Genomic DNA, 15529 nt, shown 5'->3' on the forward strand with positions numbered 1-15529 from the left:
TGTCAAACACAAAGGATAAGAACAATGCGCCTCAAGAACTGGCTCCTTACCGGAACCAGCATCGGCCTCATGGCCTTTGCACCGATCACGGCCAATGCCCAGGACGCGGAACTGCAATCGGTCTATCAGGCCTATCTCGATGCTCAGGCGTCCGGTGACGCTGCGGCCCTTGAACAGGCACAAACTGCGCTGGCCGAACTGTGCATTGTCGGCGGCTTTGCCAACCTGGAAGAATGCATCGCCGCTTTGGAAGCCGGCGCTGCCGCGCCGGCCGCCGAAGAACCTGCAGTCGTAGAAGAAGCACCGGCCCAAGAGCCTATGGCAGAAGAACCGGCCCCCGAACCGGAACCCGCGATCGAGGAAGCGCCAGCCCCGCAAGAACCCGCGATGGAAGAATCCCCCGCCGCTGAGGAACCGGTTACCGAAGAGCCCGTTGCCGAAGAGCCCATCGAGGAGCCGGCTCCGGCACAAGAAGCGCCGGCCGCCGAACAAGCGCCTATGGCCGAAGAACCTGTCGCCGAGGAGCCCGCTCCCGCCGCCGAGGAACAGCCTGTCGAACAGCCCGCCGTCGAACCCGAAGTCGAGGCCGAAGCCAGCATCGAAGCGCAACTGGCGGCCCAGGTCGACGCCTATAATACCGCCGTGGCCGATCTGGCCGCGGGCAATGCCGAAGCGCAGTCGCGCATAGACGCCGCCCTGGCCGAAATCACCGCGATCTGCGGCGTCATCGGCTATGATGACGTCAACGCCTGCACCACCGAATTCGGCCTGGAACTCGCGCCGCTTCCTCAGGACGACGCCATGCCGGCCGAAGAACAGCCTGCCACTGCCGCGCCGGGCGATGAACAGCCGCAGCCGGTTGAAGAGGTCACCCCCGAAGGCGAGCCGGCCGAAATGGTCGAGGAACTGCCTGAAGGCGTGACCGAAGAACAGATCGCCCCCGTGCTCGATAGCGCCAAGGACGAGGAAGCAACGCCGTCCGAAAGTGCCCAGCCTGTCGAAGGCGAGGCCACAATTGAAGGCGAAGCTGCTATTGAGGGTGAGACCGAAGTCCAGGCCGAAGCACCTGCCGAAGAACCGGCAGCCCCGCCTCCAGCCACCGACGAAGAAGCGCAATCCGAAGCCACCCGCACACTTGCCGCCGAGCCCCTCGCCGCGGTGACTGCTGAGGAAGGCGAAGCGGTCACGGCCGAGGAAAGCACCACGGTCAACCAGACCATCGTGAACAACTATGTCACCAACATCACGACCAATGTGACCGGTGACAACAATACGGTCACAATAGGGTCGCAGCAGACGCCGGTCACCGTGGTCGAAGCCCCTGTGGTCCAGACCGATGCCGGTGACGCGTTCACCCAGTTGATACTGCAGGTGGGCACCCAACTCATCGTCAACTCCGTGGGCCTGGATACCGATCGCTTCTACAATCCGCAGCAAGACGAGATCTACTATGAACGCCTGAGCAATGGCCGGGTGCGCGAGGTAATCACCCGTCCTGATGGCACCCAGATCGTCACCATCCGCAACCGCAATGGCGATATCCTGCGCCGTTCGCGCATTACCCCGGATGGCCGCGAATATGTGCTGGCCTATTTCGACGATCGTTATTACGACGACCTCGCCGAATGGCGCGACCCGGCCGCGGACCTGCCGCCGCTGCGTCTCAATATTCCGGTGCGCGAATATGTGCTCGATGCCCGCTATGCCGACGAGAATGAGCTGGAGGCCTTCTTCAGCCAGCCGCCGGTCGAACAGGTCGCCCGCCTCTATTCCATTGATGAGGTGAAGCGTTCGGCCCGCCTGCGCGACAGCGTGCGCCGCCTGGAAGTGGGCAATCTGACCTTCGACACGGGCGCTGCCACTATTGGCCGCGATCAGGTGCGGGCGCTCTCTGGCGTGGCCAATGCCATGTTGACCCTGCTTGAGCGCAATCCGAACGAAACCTTCCTGATTGAAGGCCATACCGATGCCATCGGTTCGGATATCTCCAACCTGCGCCTGTCGGACCTGCGTGCAGCGACCGTCGCCCGCGTACTGACGGACTTCTATGGTGTGCCGCCCGAAAACCTGGCAACCCAGGGTTACGGCGAGCGCTATCTGAAGATCCGCACCCAGGCGGCCGAACGTGAAAATCGTCGCGTCACCATCCGCCGCATCACGCCGCTGATCACGGTCGCATCCCGCTGATCCGGGCAAATCCAGACCAGAAGGCCGGGCTCAGCGCCCGGCCTTTTCATATCCACCGGCGGTCGGCGATGACGAAATCTTGAAAAAGCCACAAAGATTCTGTGGCCAGGAACGAAGTTATCGCCATCTAAAGTACTGAAAATAAAGGCCTTAATGGCGTCAGAGAGATTTTTTCACGCCCTATCACAACCTCGGGAACTCTCCATTCGAGGCCGCGTTTATTAGCCAGCGTTGAAACATAGGAGCAAATGATGGCTACCCCCGAACGCGATACTGTTTACACCCGTGACGGTAACCGCACCGTCTATACCCGTGAGAGCAATGGTACCGGCTGGTTCGTCGGCATCATCGTTGCTCTGGCCCTGCTGGCCATCGGGTACCTCGTCTTCTCGGCCAATTCTGGTCCGGCGACCACTGTCGACGTGAACGGCGTCCCGGCCACTGAAGCCCCGATGACCGATCCGGCAACCGCGCCGGCCCCGATGACCGAAGCACCGGCCGTTGAAATGGCTCCGGCTCCGGCAACCGAGGCCCCGGTCACTGATGCAGCCCCGATGACCGATGCTGCTCCGGCCGCCGAACCCGCTGCTCCGGTTGACGCCCCGGCCGAAACCGAGGCCGCTCCGGTCGCTGATCCGGCTGCTCCCAGCACCTGATCTCCTTAAGGCCTTGTCCCTCCCTCAAGGTCTGTAAGGGACCCCGGCGCAAGACCGGGGTCCTTTTTTTGCCATTACAAGTTAGCCGTGCCCGTTGCCAATTGTCGGGCAAATCCCCATCTGCATCGAAACCGCCAAGGGAGCCGCCCGTGTTCAATATCGACCAGATCCTGAAAACCCTGCAGACCGACAAGAATGTCCAGCGCACGGCCATGACCGGCGCCGCGGGATTGGCCGCAGGCATGCTGCTTTCGGGCGGAAAACCGGGCAAGCTCCTTGGCAATGCGGTCAAGGTCGGCGCTTTGGCCGCAATTGGTGGCCTCGCCTATAAGGCCTGGCAGAACCATCAGCAGGACCAGGCCAATTCTGCTCCCGCCCCACGCGAAGATGCGTTTATCCCTACACCCGCCGACGCTGCTGGACAGGAGGAACTGGGCAAGTCGCTGGTCCGCGCCATGATCGCCGCCGCCAAGGCCGATGGCCGTATCGATGCCGAGGAAAAGGACGCAATCTTCGAAAAGCTCAAGGCCATGCCGCTTTCGGCCGAAGAAAAAGCCTGGGTTTTCGATGAATTGTCGGCCCCGCTCGACATCAATGCCGTCGTCGCGCGAGCCGACACGCCCGAACATGGCGCCGAAATCTATGCGGCATCGCTGGTGGCCATCAGCGCCGACACAGCGGCCGAACAGGCCTATCTCGAAGCCCTTGCGGCCAAGCTCAAGCTCGACCCGCCCCTGGTCACCGAAATCCACCGGCAGGCCGGCGAAAAGGCACCTGCACCCACTGCGACACCACCCTCGCCATGGGCCTATACGCCCGACACCAGCAACGTCTGAGGCCGCCGCAACTTACTCGGCAGGTAGGGACACCGTCCTGTTGTGCGGGTGCCGGTTCCGCAAAAGCCGCCTGAGCCAGGCGCTCCAGATGTGACGGTGCGTTCGGGGCGCTGGCAGGGTCCGGCGCCGCGCCGCCTCGATTTCCGCCACCACGCCTGGATGCATGCCCGGCTCCCCACATATGTTCTGAAACTGGTAGGTGGACGGTATCATTTTCCGCTCCATTGTCTCGGGACCGTCACTGCCGACGCGACGCGATGGCGCCGGCAGTGATGACCGCGTTCTCAGTTCCAGTTGTCGATTTTCACATCGCCAGGTGCCGGCTGCCCCTTGCCGGTTTCCACCAGCGATTTGAGGCTCATCAGGAACATCGCCCATTTGGTGCTGCAGTGATGCATGAACTCCACGGGCTCGCGCCACCCCTCATGCTTGAACAGCACCACGGTATAGTCGTCCTGCTGGTCGATCTCGAACCGCACCTTGGTGCCGATCCATTCTTCCGGGCCGTCAATAACCTCCCAAAGCACCTTGCGACCCGGCACCAGGTCGAGCACGCGCATCAGGAAAAAGCCCTTCTGGCCAAAGGTGAAGCGGATCTGACCACCCACGACGCTTTCGCCCTCCGTCTCCTTCGTCCACCAATCGGCTAGCCCGCCAATCGATGCCAGGGCCTTGTAGCTGGCCTCGGCATTGGGGGACTTCATGGCGACCCGGTGCAAAATATCGGGCATTGAAACTCTCCTGTTTGTCTTGTCCTATTCACGCGCCGCCTCTTTGCGGCCCGAAACCAGGCTAGTGCCGATATTGATCATGCTGGGAGTGACACTTGTGTCGGGATTGCCATGGATGCCGTGATCGCCGCCGCCGGACATGCCCTGGCCCATGGCGATATCCTCGGCGCGCTCAAGCGCGTGTCCTTGCGCGATGACCCGGCAGCCCTCGCTCTGCGCGGCATTGCCATGGCGCAATTGGGCGACCTGCCTCGCGCCCGCGCCTTGCTGAAGTCCGCAGCACAGCGATTTGGTCCCGGCGAAGCCATCGCCCGGGCGCGTTGCAGGCTGGCCGAAACCGAGATTGCCCTGGTCTCACGCGACCTCAACTGGCCAGCCAGGCGCCTGCCTGAGGTCCGCACGGTTCTGCTGCGCCATGGGGACCGGGCCAATGCCACCCATGCCCTGCATCTGGCGGCCCGGCGCGCCCTGCTTCTGGGCCAGCCTGATCAGGCCGAAACTCTGCTCGATGGCGACGATGCGGCGGCCCTGCCGCCGGCCCTGGCATCCGCCCGCTGGCTCCTGCGCGCCGGCATCGCCATGCGCCGTCTCCATATTCGCTCCGCGCGCGCCGCCCTGGCCGAGGCCCGGATCGCGGGTGAGCGCTCCGGTATTGCTGGCCTGGTTGCCGAAGTGGTCGCCGCCACCCGCAATATGGAGACCCAATCCGTCCAATTGCTGCAGGCTGGCGGCTCGACACGGCTTTCCGTCGACGAGATCGAGACAGTGCTCGCATCCGACGCGCTCATCGTCGACGCCTGCCGCAATCTCGCGCGCCAATCCGGCACAAGCCTATCGCTGGCGAGCCGGCCGGTCCTCTTCGCGCTCCTGCGCACGCTGGCCGAGTCCTGGCCGGATGGACGGACACGCGACGTGCTCCTGACCCGCGCCTTTGGCGCCCGCTTCGTCGACGAGTCGCATCGCGCCCGCCTGCGGGTGGAAATTGCGCGTCTGCGGGCCCTGCTCGCCCCCATGGCGCGGATCGAGGCGACGGCCGATGGCTTTCGCCTGCTATCGCACGGTGCCGATGTGATTATCCTTGCGCCCATCGAAAACGAGAAACATGCCAATCTCCTGGCGCTTCTCGCCGATGGCGAAGCATGGTCGAGTTCGGCTCTAGCGCTCGCCCTGGGCACCAGCGCCCGAACCGTCCAGCGCGCGCTCGATGAGCTGTCCGAGCGAGGCAAGGTCCAGAATTTCGGCAAGGGTCCGGCCAGGCGGTGGATTACGCCCCCTATGCCAGGCTTCCCGACATTGTTGTTACTCCCCGGTCCGCTGCCCGGCGGTTAGGTTCATCAGGCCCGATATAGCCAAGGAGAACCCGTGCCCATGAAGATCCTGCCTGCCGAAGTCATTGCGGAATATGGTCCCTATCCGGATGTCGACAACATCCATGGCGTCACCTATGACGGCCGCGATGTCTGGTTCGCGTCGGGCGAAAAGCTCAATGCCCTGGACACTGCCACCGGCCGAGCAACCCGCGCAATCACCGCCCCCGCCTACGCCGGCACTGCCTTTGACGGCAAACACCTTTTCCAGATCGGCGAAGATCAGATCAACCGGCTGAACCCCGAGACCGGCGAAATTCTCGCCAGCATTCCCGCCCCGGGGAACGGTGCATCGGGCCTTGCCTGGTCCGAAGGCTCTCTATGGGTCGGGGAATATCGCGCCAAGCGCATCCACCAGGTCGATCCTGAAACCGGCGCGGTGCTGCGCACCATCGAAGCCACGCGCTTCGTGACCGGCGTCACCTGGGTCGATGGCGAGCTCTGGCACGGAACCTGGCAGGACGACGCCAGCGACATTCGCCAGGTTGATCCGAAGAACGGCGATGTGCTGCAGATCATCGAAATGCCGCCCGGCATGGGGGTGTCGGGCATGGAAAGCGACGGCGGCGAGCGCTTCTATTGCGGCGGGGGCAGCAGCGGCAAACTCCGCGCTATCCGCCGCCCAACCGCATCAGATTGAACGGCGGGCGCGAAAAGCGCCCTAAAGCGTTTCCAGCAAAAGTGGCAACGGTTTTGTGGTCCGGAAACGCGATAAAACAAGAACTTAGAGCAATTTCAGCGTTTCAGCGAAACGGTGAAATGCTCTAGCCCCGTCCGCGATAGGGTGGCACGCCCTGATCCGGCAGCCAGATATCGGCCGGTGGGGCGCCGCTCTGCCAGAACACATCAATGGGTATGCCGCCGCGCGGATACCAATAGCCGCCAATGCGCAGCCAGCGCGGTTTGACGGTCTCGATGATCCGCTTGGCGATATCGATGGTGCAGCCCTCGTGAAACGCGCCATGGTTGCGGAACGAGGTCAGGAACAGCTTGAGCGACTTGCTCTCGACCAGAAACTGGTCCGGCACATAGTCGATCACCAGATGCGCAAAGTCCGGCTGCCCCGTCACCGGGCAAAGCGAGGTGAATTCGGGCGCCACATAGCGCGCGACATAATTTATGTCCGGATGCGGATTGGGCACGGGGTCCAGCACCGCGTCTTCCGGGCGCTGCGGCACCCCGACATCCTTGCCCAGTTGCAGGGTTTCGCTGTTCATCTCTTATTTCCCCGAACGCTTGATCGTCTTGATCGCCAGCGGCGGCACACCGGACTTTTCGGAGATGGCACGGTCCTGCTCCATAATGGCGGTGCGCGCCGGCTCGTCGCCGTCCAGCCCGCCGAGCAGGCTGGCGTCCACCTTGCGATTGGAGCGCTGCGAGCCATCCTCATAGACGACGTCGAACATCACGAATTCCGTGCGGGCAGTTGGTTTCTTGGCCATTGCGGCCTCCTTTCAAACATGAAACCGCGGGCCGTTCGGCCCGCGGTCGTCCATGCATTTCAACATTCGGGTCTTAGCGGTAGATCTGGTCGCCCTGCTCGTCGATGATCTGGCGACCCTTGCTCAGCGCCAGCGCCACCAGGTCCTCCCGCGAACTCATCTTGTCCGCCCGGATGAACCGATAGGTCTTGGTTTCGCCCTCGACTTCCTTCTCGATCAGCCCGGCAAGCTGTAATTCGCTGCCCGCCCGCATCTCGATGGCCTTGATCAGATAACCCTTGTAGCCCTCTTCGCCCAGAACCTTGTCGCCTTCCGGTTCAGAGGCGGCACCGCCACCGAAGAGCTTCTTGAAAAACGACATTATGAGCCTCCTGCCTGTCCTGTTCTGCGCGCGGGCCGGGGTCGTTTCAGCTCACCGCGCTTGTCCATCTCCTCCTGCAACCAAAGCGGCGAGATGTCAAAATAGTTCGGCCATATCGGCTTGCCATTGACCAGGTCGACCTTGGCAAAATAGGCGCGGTCCCGCAAAGGTTCCGTCCCCTCGCCCCGCTCGGCCAGCATCGGCGCCGCATTGAACGTGCCCCAGGTGCCATCGGAGAACGTCACCACCAGCTTGAACGGAATGGCGGTGCGCAAAGAGGTGAGTTTGAGACGGGGAGCCGCCATGAGGCAGCTCCTTAATTATCGAGGAAACTCCGCAGCTTCCGGCTCCGGCTCGGATGCTTGAGCTTGCGCAGCGCCTTGGCTTCGATCTGACGGATACGTTCGCGGGTCACCGAGAACTGCTGGCCCACTTCTTCCAGCGTATGGTCGGTATTCATGCCGATACCGAAGCGCATGCGCAGCACGCGCTCTTCACGCGGCGTCAGCGAGGCCAAAACGCGGGTGGTGGTTTCACGCAGGTTCGACTGGATCGCCGCATCGATCGGCTGGATCGCATTCACGTCCTGGATGAAATCCCCAAGGTTCGAATCCTCCTCGTCGCCGATCGGCGTTTCGAGCGAGATCGGCTCCTTGGCGATCTTGAGAACCTTGCGCACCTTGTCGAGCGGCATTTGCAGCTTTTCGCTGAGCTCTTCTGGCGTCGGCTCGCGGCCGATTTCATGCAGCATCTGGCGGCTGGTACGGACGATCTTGTTGATCGTCTCGATCATATGCACCGGAATACGGATGGTGCGTGCCTGATCGGCAATCGAGCGGGTGATTGCCTGGCGAATCCACCAGGTTGCATAGGTCGAGAACTTGTAGCCGCGGCGATATTCGAACTTATCGACGGCCTTCATCAGCCCGATATTGCCCTCCTGGATCAGGTCCAGGAACTGCAGCCCGCGATTGGTATATTTCTTGGCAATCGAGATCACCAGGCGCAAATTGGCCTCGACCATTTCCTTCTTGGCAATGGCCGCTTCCCGCTCGCCCTTCTGCACCTTGTGCACAATGCGGCGATATTCGCCGATATCCAGGCCCGCTTCGGTCGCCAGCGTGGCAATGTCATTGCGGATTTCGGCAATGGTGTCGGTCTCGCGGCGGGCAAATTCGGCCCAGCCCTTGCCCTCGAAATTTTCCAGCGACCATTCCCAGCTCGGGTCCAGTTCGCGGCCATAATAGTTCTCGAGGAACTGCTCGCGCTTGACACCATAGCTCTCGGCCAGGCGCAGCAGGCGGCCCTCGAGGCGCACCAGGCGCTTGTTGATGTCGTAAAGCTGCTCGACCAGGCTTTCGATACGGCCATTATTGAGCGACAGCGACTTCACATCGGCAATCACTTCGGCGCGCAGGGCACTGAGCCTGCTGGTCTCGGCTTCCGAAACCGTGGCGGTGCGGTCTTCGGCGTGCCGGTCCTGCATTTCGCGCATCTGCCCATAGGCATCGGCGATCCGGTCGAAGGTCTCGACCACCTGCGGCTTGAGCTCGGCTTCCATGGCCGACAACGACAGCGCGTTGTCGAATTCGTCGTCGTCGTCGTCCTGCGGATCCTGCGGGGCCTCGGGCTCCTCAGGCACGTAATCGTCATCGTCGCCCGATGTGGCGCGCTTGGGCGCGGCCTTGGGCTTTTCCTTGACCGGTTCGGGCTCCGGCTTGGGCGCAACCTGCACTTCGGGCGCCGCCTGCTTGGCGTCCGGCCCGGCATAGGTGGCTTCCAGATCAATAATGTCGCGCAGGAGAATTTCGCCCTGAGCGAGCTGTTCGCGCCAGATAATGATGGCCTGGAAGGTCAGCGGGCTTTCGCAAAGGCCCTCGATCATGGTCTCGCGACCTGCCTCGATGCGCTTGGCGATGGCGATTTCGCCTTCGCGGCTGAGCAGTTCCACCGAGCCCATTTCGCGCAGATACATGCGCACCGGATCATCGGTGCGATCCGAGCCGGATTTGGCGTTGGACGTGCTGGCCACAGCCGTGCCGGTCGAGGTTGCGACCTCGGTGCCGCTGTCTTCCTCGTCCTTTTCGACCTCGGTCTCTTCGACCTCGTCCTCATCGACGACATTGATGCCCATTTCCGAGAACATGGACATGAAGTCTTCGATCTGTTCCGAACTCACTTCGTCGGAGGGCAGAACGGCATTGAGCTCTTCATACGTGACATAGCCACGCTTTTTGGCGACCTTGATGAGCTTTTTGACGGCCGCATCGTTCTGATCGATCAACGGGCTGTCATTGGAGGTCTCCGGTGCGCCGCTTTCCGGCTTCTCGGTTTCCTTGGAGGCTTTGTTCGCTGCCTTGGTGGCCATCTGGTACTCCTCGGGACCCATGGGCGGATGGTCCCGGCTGTGTCTTAGGTGGTGACAACTCAAGACAAGGTAAAGGTTCCATCACCAGAGCGTTAACGCCCCGTGACGTGGATCGCAGTCGGGGCTTGTGGCAGTGATTCGCCACAACGCAAAATCGCGCAGCGTCGCAAGCCTCTCGGGTTTCCCCTCAAAAACTGCGAGTTGCGCGTCCCGATAGCGAACCAAATCCTTCGATCAATGCCTCTGTGCCATCGACAGTGGTAATCTGGTTCTTGATGTCCCGCAGCCTTTCAAAGGTTTCTTCGCTCGGGTCTTCGCCCAGCGCGGCTTCGGCTGCCTTCAATTCCCTATTTAGCTGAACTTTCTTGTTATGCAAGGCCAGCGCGTGGCTTAATCCTGTCTCGGCATCGACAAGCGCGGTTTCCGCGCCCACCTGCCACACGCCCTGCCGGGTCAATATCTCGGTCATACGCGCCAAAGCGGGCCCATGCCCGCGCACGCCCAGCGCCGAGCGAAGGTCATCCGCCGAAATATCGTGATGCCGCACCGCCAGCGCCAGAATGTCGCCCAGCACCTTCTGGGCCACCGGCGTTTCGCAATCGAGCGCCGCCAACGCCTCGAACTGGTCTTCCACCAACGTCGGGTGATTGACCAGCGTCAGAATGATCGTGGCCTCGCGCGGGCTGACATCGGCGCCGGCCCCGCTTCGCAACAGGCGCGAATTTCTTAGCGTATCGGATACCACCAGCCGCGGCGTCCCCCGCCCCGGATAGCCATAGGCCCCGCTCTGCCCATAGGCCGGCTTGCCGCCGCGCCAATTCTCGCGCCCGCCGCCCTGCCTGAGGGGCGCGAAGAACGCTTTGAGCTTCTCGTCAAAGGCCTGCGCATAGTGAAAGCGCACGGTGGAGTCCTGAACGGAATTGGCCCGCTCGCGTAGCCGCGCCTGCAAGGCGGCTCGCTCTTCGGGCGCCTCGGGCACTAGGCCACCGGTCTCAAAACTCCAGATCATGTCCGAAAGGCTGCGCGCCTTGTCGATCACCTCGGCAAAAGCGCCCCTACCCTGCGCCTTGATCAAATCGTCCGGGTCCTGGCCCTCCGGCAGGGTCGCGATCCGCACCGTCTTGCCGGGCTTGAGATGGGGCAGGATCAGATCGGCCGCACGCTCCGCCGCCTTCAGGCCCGCCTTGTCGCCGTCAAAGCACAACACAGGCGTATCGGCCATGCGCCAGAGCAATTGCACATGCTCTTCGGTCAACGCGGTGCCCAACGGCGCTACCGTGCCCTCAAAGCCCGCCGCCACCGCCGCGATCACGTCGAGATAGCCCTCAACGACAATTACCGTCGCGCCGTCCCGCGCCGCCGCCCGCGCCGATTGACCGTTGTAAAGCGTCTGCCGCTTGGAAAAGAGCTGCGTTTCCGGCGAATTGAGATATTTCGCCGGCACATCGGGCGACAGGGCTCGTCCGCCAAAGGCGATCACCCGTCCCCTGAAATCGGTAATCGGGAACATCACCCGGTTGCGGAACCGATCATAGGTCAGCGGATCATCATCCCGGCTGGTGACCAGCCCTGTATCCACCATGGCCTGGGCCGACACCCCATTGGCTGCCAGATGCTCCTTGAGCCCGTTGCGGCTATCCGGCGCAAAGCCGATACGGAACCGGGATTGGCTCGCCGGCGTCACCCCGCGCTCGAACAGATAACCACGTGCCCGCGCCCCAATATTGTGGCTCAGCGCCGCCTCGAAATATTTAGCGGCCAGCTCCATCACATCGACCAGACCGCGTTGCGCCGCCTCGCGCTTTTCAGTCCGCTCGTCCCGTGCCGGCATCGGCACCCCAGCCATGCCGGCCAGCTTCTCCACCGCCTCGGGGAAACTCATCCCGGCCTTTTCGGTCAAAAACCGAAAATGATCGCCCGTCGCCCCGCAGCCAAAGCAATGATAGATGCCGCGCCGGTCATCGGCGTGAAAGCTCGGGCTTTTCTCGGCGTGGAACGGGCAACAGGCCCACATATCACCCTTGCCGGGCTGGCTTTTGCGCTTGTCCCAAAGGACGTGTTCGCCCACCACCTGCGTAATCGGCAGGCGCTGTCGGATTTCGTCCAGGAACGTATCGGTAAAGCGCATATATGTTATCTAGGCGCTCCAACGCGCCAAGTCATCACTCAGGAACTTATCCACACCCATGGCCCGCACGACAAAAATGCCCCCCGCCGTCCTCCTGGCATTGACGGCAGGTCCGGCCCTGGCCATCGGCGTAACGCTCTGGGTCGTCAACGACATGGTGCCGGCCTGCACGCTGAGCGAAAGCCAGCGCCTGACCTCGCCCGACGAACAATTCGACCTGGTCACCTTTTCGCGCGACTGCGGAGACACACCGGCCAATATCCAGGCCGCCCTCGTACCCAAGGGCGAAGACGTACCCTATGACGCGGCCAGCTTCGTCTCGGTCGCCGCGGCGGCCGATCTCGAACCGGCCTGGACCGAGAATGGCGCCATCGAGATCAACCTGCCCGAAGACGCCGACATCTTCCGCCGGGATGAAACCGTAGCCGGCATCGCCGTGACCTATCGCTGACCACGTCCCGTCAAGTCACGCACCAGCGCCACTTCTTCGGCCCGGTAGGGCTTTCCATCGGCATGAAATACGTCGTGGAACCAAGGGTCCGGCGGATTATCCACATAGGACACGGTCCAGCTATCCCACGGATAGAGCGTCTGGCTGCGCCCCGCCACCAGCCCCCAGCAATAGCACGCGATCCTCTCGCGCCGCGCAATGGGCAGGATACCCTCAAATGTACTGCCCGGTGTACGGGCCATGAATTCCGTCAGGAACAGTGGCCGATCACGCGGTAAATCCAGCAGCTTGGCCTCGAATTTCTCCGGCGTCTGATAGTCATGGAAGCTGATGACGTCGGAATTCTCGATCTGGATGCGGGCATGCACGTCGTCATAGAGCGTCTTTCCTGCCCAGACACCTGAGGTCAGCGGCTGGATGGGATCTGCGTCTCGCGCCCATTGGAACACTTGCGGCAGGATTTCTGAAATCAGCGCCTGCTTGTTTTCCAGCTCAACGAACCGGCCCCCATTGAGATTGCTCGGCTCATTCCAGACATCCCAGACATTGACCCGTTCGTCTCGTCCGAACGCGGTAACAATATCGCCGACATAGTCTTCGAGCCGCGCCCATTGGCTCCTGTCTTCCAGCGCGCGGCCCGGTCCCTGGACCCATTGCGAGTTATGCACGCCCGGCCGCGGCTCTGGCTGGGGGCCGAGCGCCACATCAGGGTTCCACACCGAGTCGAATAGCACCAGCATGGTGCTGATGCCTTTGGCCGATGCGATTTCGAGATAGTGTTCGATCCGTCCGCGCAGGGCCGCGGGGTCTGCGGCCCATACCAGGTCGTGCAGGAACACCCGCATCGAATTCATGCCAATGCCGGCCGCCCATCCCAGCTCGCGCTCGATGGTCTGCGGGTCAAATGTCTCTGCCTGCCACATTTCAAGCTGGTTGGAGGCCGTGGACGGCACAAAATTTGCGCCCACCAGCCAAGGCTGGTTTGCATACCACTCATTGGCGCGCGCCGCGCTCCAGCGGCCGCGCGCTGAATTCATAGTCATGGCAATTATCTCTTTGTCGCGCGGTCAGGCCTTGCTCGCCTGATAGAGCCGCCAGGCCCAGCCGAACAAGCCGATGGCAAACGTGATCAGCAGGATGCCGCCGATCACCACGCCCACCGCCGCCGAAAAGATCGGAAAGAACAAGAACAGCAGCCCCAGCAGCACATAGGACGCTCCGGACAATATGACCGGCCAGATGCGCGCATAGCTTTCCCGTTCGCGGATCACCACCACGATCTGCATGACGCCCACGAACAGCGCTGCCAGCCCCACCATCACGGCAATGAAGGTCACTGTGAATATCGTGGCCAGCCAGGGGCTGATCAGGATCACAATACCGAGCAGCAATGAGGCCGCATTGGCAATGACGTCGAACCAGTAATTGCCCGATTTGCCGCCACCGAATGTCAGGCTCCACAGGCCCAGCGCCCCGTCGATCAGCAACAAGGCACCGCCGAAAAGCACCAGCACCGTCAATGCTTCGGTGGGCCAAAGCACGGCATAAATGCCACCGACCAGCATCAGCAGCCCGCGTAAGGCGGTCGCCAGCGCAAAACGCTTCTTGATTTCAGACGAAACAGGCATGTCACCCTCCTTGCGGCGCACCGCATTGCCTTCTCCCAATCCAGACTAGCGCGCCTTGCAGAGTCGCCCAAGCATCTCGTGACTATAGATTTTCTAAATTCAGATGCGCAAAATGTGCATTGAACCGGCAATGGGGCCATGGAAGGTGGCTCCCTACTCCTCCCCTCTTGCGGCAGCCGACATGTCACTTCCCCTGCTTGCCCTGTTCCTGGCCGCTTTTGCTTTCGGCACCGCCGAATTCGTCATTGCCGGCGTCCTGCCCGATGTCGCGCTGGGTCTGGACGTGTCCATTCCCGTCGCCGGTTACCTGGTATCGGGCTATGCCATCGGCATTGCCATTGGCGGTCCGGCGCTCACCCTGTTAGCCCGGAAAATAAATCGCAAGCTGCTCGTGGTTCTGCTCGGCGCCGGTTTCACGCTCGGCCAGGCGCTCTGCGCGCTCGCGCCCAGCTTCGAGACGCTGCTTTTGGCGCGCGTCTTCGTTGCCGCCTTGCATGGCGCCTATTTCGGCATTGCGTTTGTCCTGGCGACGGCCATCGTTCCGCCCGAGCGGCGCGGCTTTGCCATGGCGCTGATCCTGGCCGGCCTGACCGTATCCAATGTCCTGGGCGTACCCGGCGGCACCGCCATCGGCACCGCTTTGGGCTGGCGTGCCACCTTCTGGGCGGTTGGTCTGTTCGGCTTGGCTGCAACCCTGGTGATAGCCGCTGTATTGCCCGCCCGGGCCGGCGCGACCTCTGGCAACGGCAGTTTCCGGCGCGAATTTGCCGCCCTGGGCCGCCAACAGGTCTTTCTCGGCTTTGCCATCGCCATTCTGGTGATGATCGGACAATATAGTCTCTTCACCTATATCGCCCCGCTATTGCTCACCGTCACCAATCTGCCTGCCGAGGCGATCCCGGTCATCCTGCTGCTTTATGGCGCCGGCTCGACCATCGGCGTCTTCATCGGCGGCCGGCTCGCCGACTGGCGGCTCATGCCCTCGCTCATCGCCATATTGACGACCCAGTCATTGCTGTTCGTCGGGCTCTATTTCGCCGCACCCCACGCCATTGCCATGTCGATCGGCGTCATCCTTTGGGGCGGCGCCAATTTCGCCTTCGGCTCGCCTCTGCAGTCCCGCATGCTGCTCTGGGCTGCCGATGGACCCAACCTGACCTCGGCGCTCATCCCAGCCGGTTTCAATGTCGGTATTGCCATTGGCGCCGTGCTTGGCGCCGGCCTGCTCGATGCCGGTGGAAGCTATCAGGCCCTGCCCCTTATCGGCGCGGCCGCGCTGGCCCTGGCCGTCGCCATTGCCGCCCTGTCGGCTTTCGCCGAGCGCAAGAGCCGGCAAACGCCGCCAGCGCCAAATCCTATGCCTGCCGAGTAACG

At 62.4% G+C, this 15529-nt stretch carries 16 protein-coding genes; 7 read left to right on the plus strand and 9 right to left on the minus strand.

Going from position 1 to position 15529, the window contains the following annotated elements; translation table 11 throughout:
• The first annotated feature begins 24 nt into the window (after positions 1-24).
• From V8Z65_RS11640 to V8Z65_RS11650, 3 genes are all read left to right on the plus strand, one after another.
• On the plus strand, positions 25-2187 hold the full coding sequence (locus tag V8Z65_RS11640) for an OmpA family protein (RefSeq protein ID WP_338720171.1): 2163 nt from the start codon (positions 25-27) through the stop codon (positions 2185-2187).
• 251 nt (positions 2188-2438) lie between these two features.
• A complete protein-coding gene (locus V8Z65_RS11645; RefSeq protein WP_338720173.1) occupies positions 2439-2843 on the plus strand; it encodes a hypothetical protein in 405 nt (134 codons plus the stop codon).
• A 149-nt stretch (positions 2844-2992) separates the two neighbouring features.
• On the plus strand, positions 2993-3679 hold the full coding sequence (locus tag V8Z65_RS11650) for a tellurite resistance TerB family protein (RefSeq protein WP_338720175.1): 687 nt from the start codon (positions 2993-2995) through the stop codon (positions 3677-3679).
• A gap of 284 nt (positions 3680-3963) precedes the next feature.
• Here the strand turns inward: V8Z65_RS11650 and V8Z65_RS11655 are convergent, their stop codons facing one another.
• Entirely contained in the window at positions 3964-4410 is a 447-nt protein-coding gene (locus V8Z65_RS11655) for an SRPBCC domain-containing protein (protein ID WP_338720177.1), read from the minus strand.
• Positions 4411-4521: 111 nt separating this feature from the next.
• On the opposite strand from V8Z65_RS11655, the gene V8Z65_RS11660 reads away from it, so the two are divergent.
• Positions 4522-5739, plus strand: a complete 1218-nt coding sequence (locus V8Z65_RS11660; protein ID WP_338720179.1) for a helix-turn-helix domain-containing protein — start codon at positions 4522-4524, stop codon at positions 5737-5739.
• Between the two features lie 39 nt (positions 5740-5778).
• Complete coding sequence (locus tag V8Z65_RS11665; protein ID WP_338720181.1) at positions 5779-6417, plus strand: glutamine cyclotransferase; 639 nt, start codon at positions 5779-5781, stop codon at positions 6415-6417.
• A gap of 124 nt (positions 6418-6541) precedes the next feature.
• Here the strand turns inward: V8Z65_RS11665 and queF are convergent, their stop codons facing one another.
• The 6 genes from queF to dnaG form a co-directional block, all read right to left on the minus strand.
• Positions 6542-6994, minus strand: coding sequence for a preQ(1) synthase (gene queF, locus V8Z65_RS11670; RefSeq protein ID WP_338720183.1), 453 nt, complete (start codon positions 6992-6994; stop codon positions 6542-6544).
• 3 nt (positions 6995-6997) lie between these two features.
• Positions 6998-7219 (minus strand): hypothetical protein, encoded by a 222-nt coding sequence (locus V8Z65_RS11675; protein ID WP_338720185.1) that lies wholly within the window; start codon positions 7217-7219, stop codon positions 6998-7000.
• 73 nt (positions 7220-7292) lie between these two features.
• A complete protein-coding gene (locus V8Z65_RS11680; protein WP_338720187.1) occupies positions 7293-7580 on the minus strand; it encodes an HlyU family transcriptional regulator in 288 nt (95 codons plus the stop codon).
• Positions 7580-7885 carry a hypothetical protein gene (locus tag V8Z65_RS11685; protein WP_338720189.1) on the minus strand — a complete coding sequence of 102 codons (306 nt, stop codon included), beginning with the start codon at positions 7883-7885 and terminating at the stop codon, positions 7580-7582. Before V8Z65_RS11685 ends, V8Z65_RS11680 begins: the two co-directional genes overlap by 1 nt.
• Before the next feature lie 11 nt (positions 7886-7896).
• Positions 7897-9948 (minus strand): RNA polymerase sigma factor RpoD, encoded by a 2052-nt coding sequence (gene rpoD / locus V8Z65_RS11690; protein ID WP_338720191.1) that lies wholly within the window; start codon positions 9946-9948, stop codon positions 7897-7899.
• 187 nt (positions 9949-10135) lie between these two features.
• The gene (dnaG, locus tag V8Z65_RS11695) at positions 10136-12076 is read right to left on the minus strand and encodes a DNA primase (RefSeq protein WP_338720193.1); all 1941 of its coding nucleotides are present in this window, start codon (positions 12074-12076) and stop codon (positions 10136-10138) included.
• 76 nt (positions 12077-12152) lie between these two features.
• Between dnaG and V8Z65_RS11700 the strand changes: the two genes are divergently transcribed.
• Entirely contained in the window at positions 12153-12527 is a 375-nt protein-coding gene (locus V8Z65_RS11700) for a hypothetical protein (protein WP_338720195.1), read from the plus strand.
• Here V8Z65_RS11700 and V8Z65_RS11705 read toward each other — a convergent pair.
• Positions 12518-13570 carry an endo-1,4-beta-xylanase gene (locus V8Z65_RS11705; RefSeq protein WP_338720197.1) on the minus strand — a complete coding sequence of 351 codons (1053 nt, stop codon included), beginning with the start codon at positions 13568-13570 and terminating at the stop codon, positions 12518-12520. The two genes, V8Z65_RS11700 and V8Z65_RS11705, sit on opposite strands and share 10 nt — an antisense overlap.
• Positions 13571-13594: 24 nt before the next feature.
• Positions 13595-14155, minus strand: a complete 561-nt coding sequence (locus tag V8Z65_RS11710) for a DUF308 domain-containing protein (RefSeq protein ID WP_338720199.1) — start codon at positions 14153-14155, stop codon at positions 13595-13597.
• 181 nt (positions 14156-14336) lie between these two features.
• On the opposite strand from V8Z65_RS11710, the gene V8Z65_RS11715 reads away from it, so the two are divergent.
• Positions 14337-15527: an MFS transporter gene (locus V8Z65_RS11715; RefSeq protein ID WP_338720201.1), complete on the plus strand. Its 1191-nt coding sequence runs from the start codon at positions 14337-14339 to the stop codon at positions 15525-15527.
• Positions 15528-15529 lie beyond the last annotated feature (2 nt).

It is taken from the genome of Devosia sp. XK-2 (assembly GCF_037113415.1).
Lineage (GTDB): Bacteria > Pseudomonadota > Alphaproteobacteria > Rhizobiales > Devosiaceae > Devosia.

Coding starts and splice junctions, on each gene's coding strand:
- V8Z65_RS11640 (WP_338720171.1), top strand. CDS start 25: ATGCGCCTCAAGAACTGGCTCCTTACCGGAACCAGCATCGGCCTCATG.
- V8Z65_RS11645 (WP_338720173.1), top strand. CDS start 2,439: ATGGCTACCCCCGAACGCGATACTGTTTACACCCGTGACGGTAACCGC.
- V8Z65_RS11655 (WP_338720177.1), bottom strand. CDS start 4,410: ATGCCCGATATTTTGCACCGGGTCGCCATGAAGTCCCCCAATGCCGAG.
- V8Z65_RS11660 (WP_338720179.1), top strand. CDS start 4,522: ATGGATGCCGTGATCGCCGCCGCCGGACATGCCCTGGCCCATGGCGAT.
- V8Z65_RS11665 (WP_338720181.1), top strand. CDS start 5,779: ATGAAGATCCTGCCTGCCGAAGTCATTGCGGAATATGGTCCCTATCCG.
- queF (WP_338720183.1), bottom strand. CDS start 6,994: ATGAACAGCGAAACCCTGCAACTGGGCAAGGATGTCGGGGTGCCGCAG.
- V8Z65_RS11675 (WP_338720185.1), bottom strand. CDS start 7,219: ATGGCCAAGAAACCAACTGCCCGCACGGAATTCGTGATGTTCGACGTC.
- V8Z65_RS11680 (WP_338720187.1), bottom strand. CDS start 7,580: ATGTCGTTTTTCAAGAAGCTCTTCGGTGGCGGTGCCGCCTCTGAACCG.
- V8Z65_RS11685 (WP_338720189.1), bottom strand. CDS start 7,885: ATGGCGGCTCCCCGTCTCAAACTCACCTCTTTGCGCACCGCCATTCCG.
- rpoD (WP_338720191.1), bottom strand. CDS start 9,948: ATGGCCACCAAGGCAGCGAACAAAGCCTCCAAGGAAACCGAGAAGCCG.
- dnaG (WP_338720193.1), bottom strand. CDS start 12,076: ATGCGCTTTACCGATACGTTCCTGGACGAAATCCGACAGCGCCTGCCG.
- V8Z65_RS11700 (WP_338720195.1), top strand. CDS start 12,153: ATGCCCCCCGCCGTCCTCCTGGCATTGACGGCAGGTCCGGCCCTGGCC.
- V8Z65_RS11705 (WP_338720197.1), bottom strand. CDS start 13,570: ATGACTATGAATTCAGCGCGCGGCCGCTGGAGCGCGGCGCGCGCCAAT.
- V8Z65_RS11710 (WP_338720199.1), bottom strand. CDS start 14,155: ATGCCTGTTTCGTCTGAAATCAAGAAGCGTTTTGCGCTGGCGACCGCC.
- V8Z65_RS11715 (WP_338720201.1), top strand. CDS start 14,337: ATGTCACTTCCCCTGCTTGCCCTGTTCCTGGCCGCTTTTGCTTTCGGC.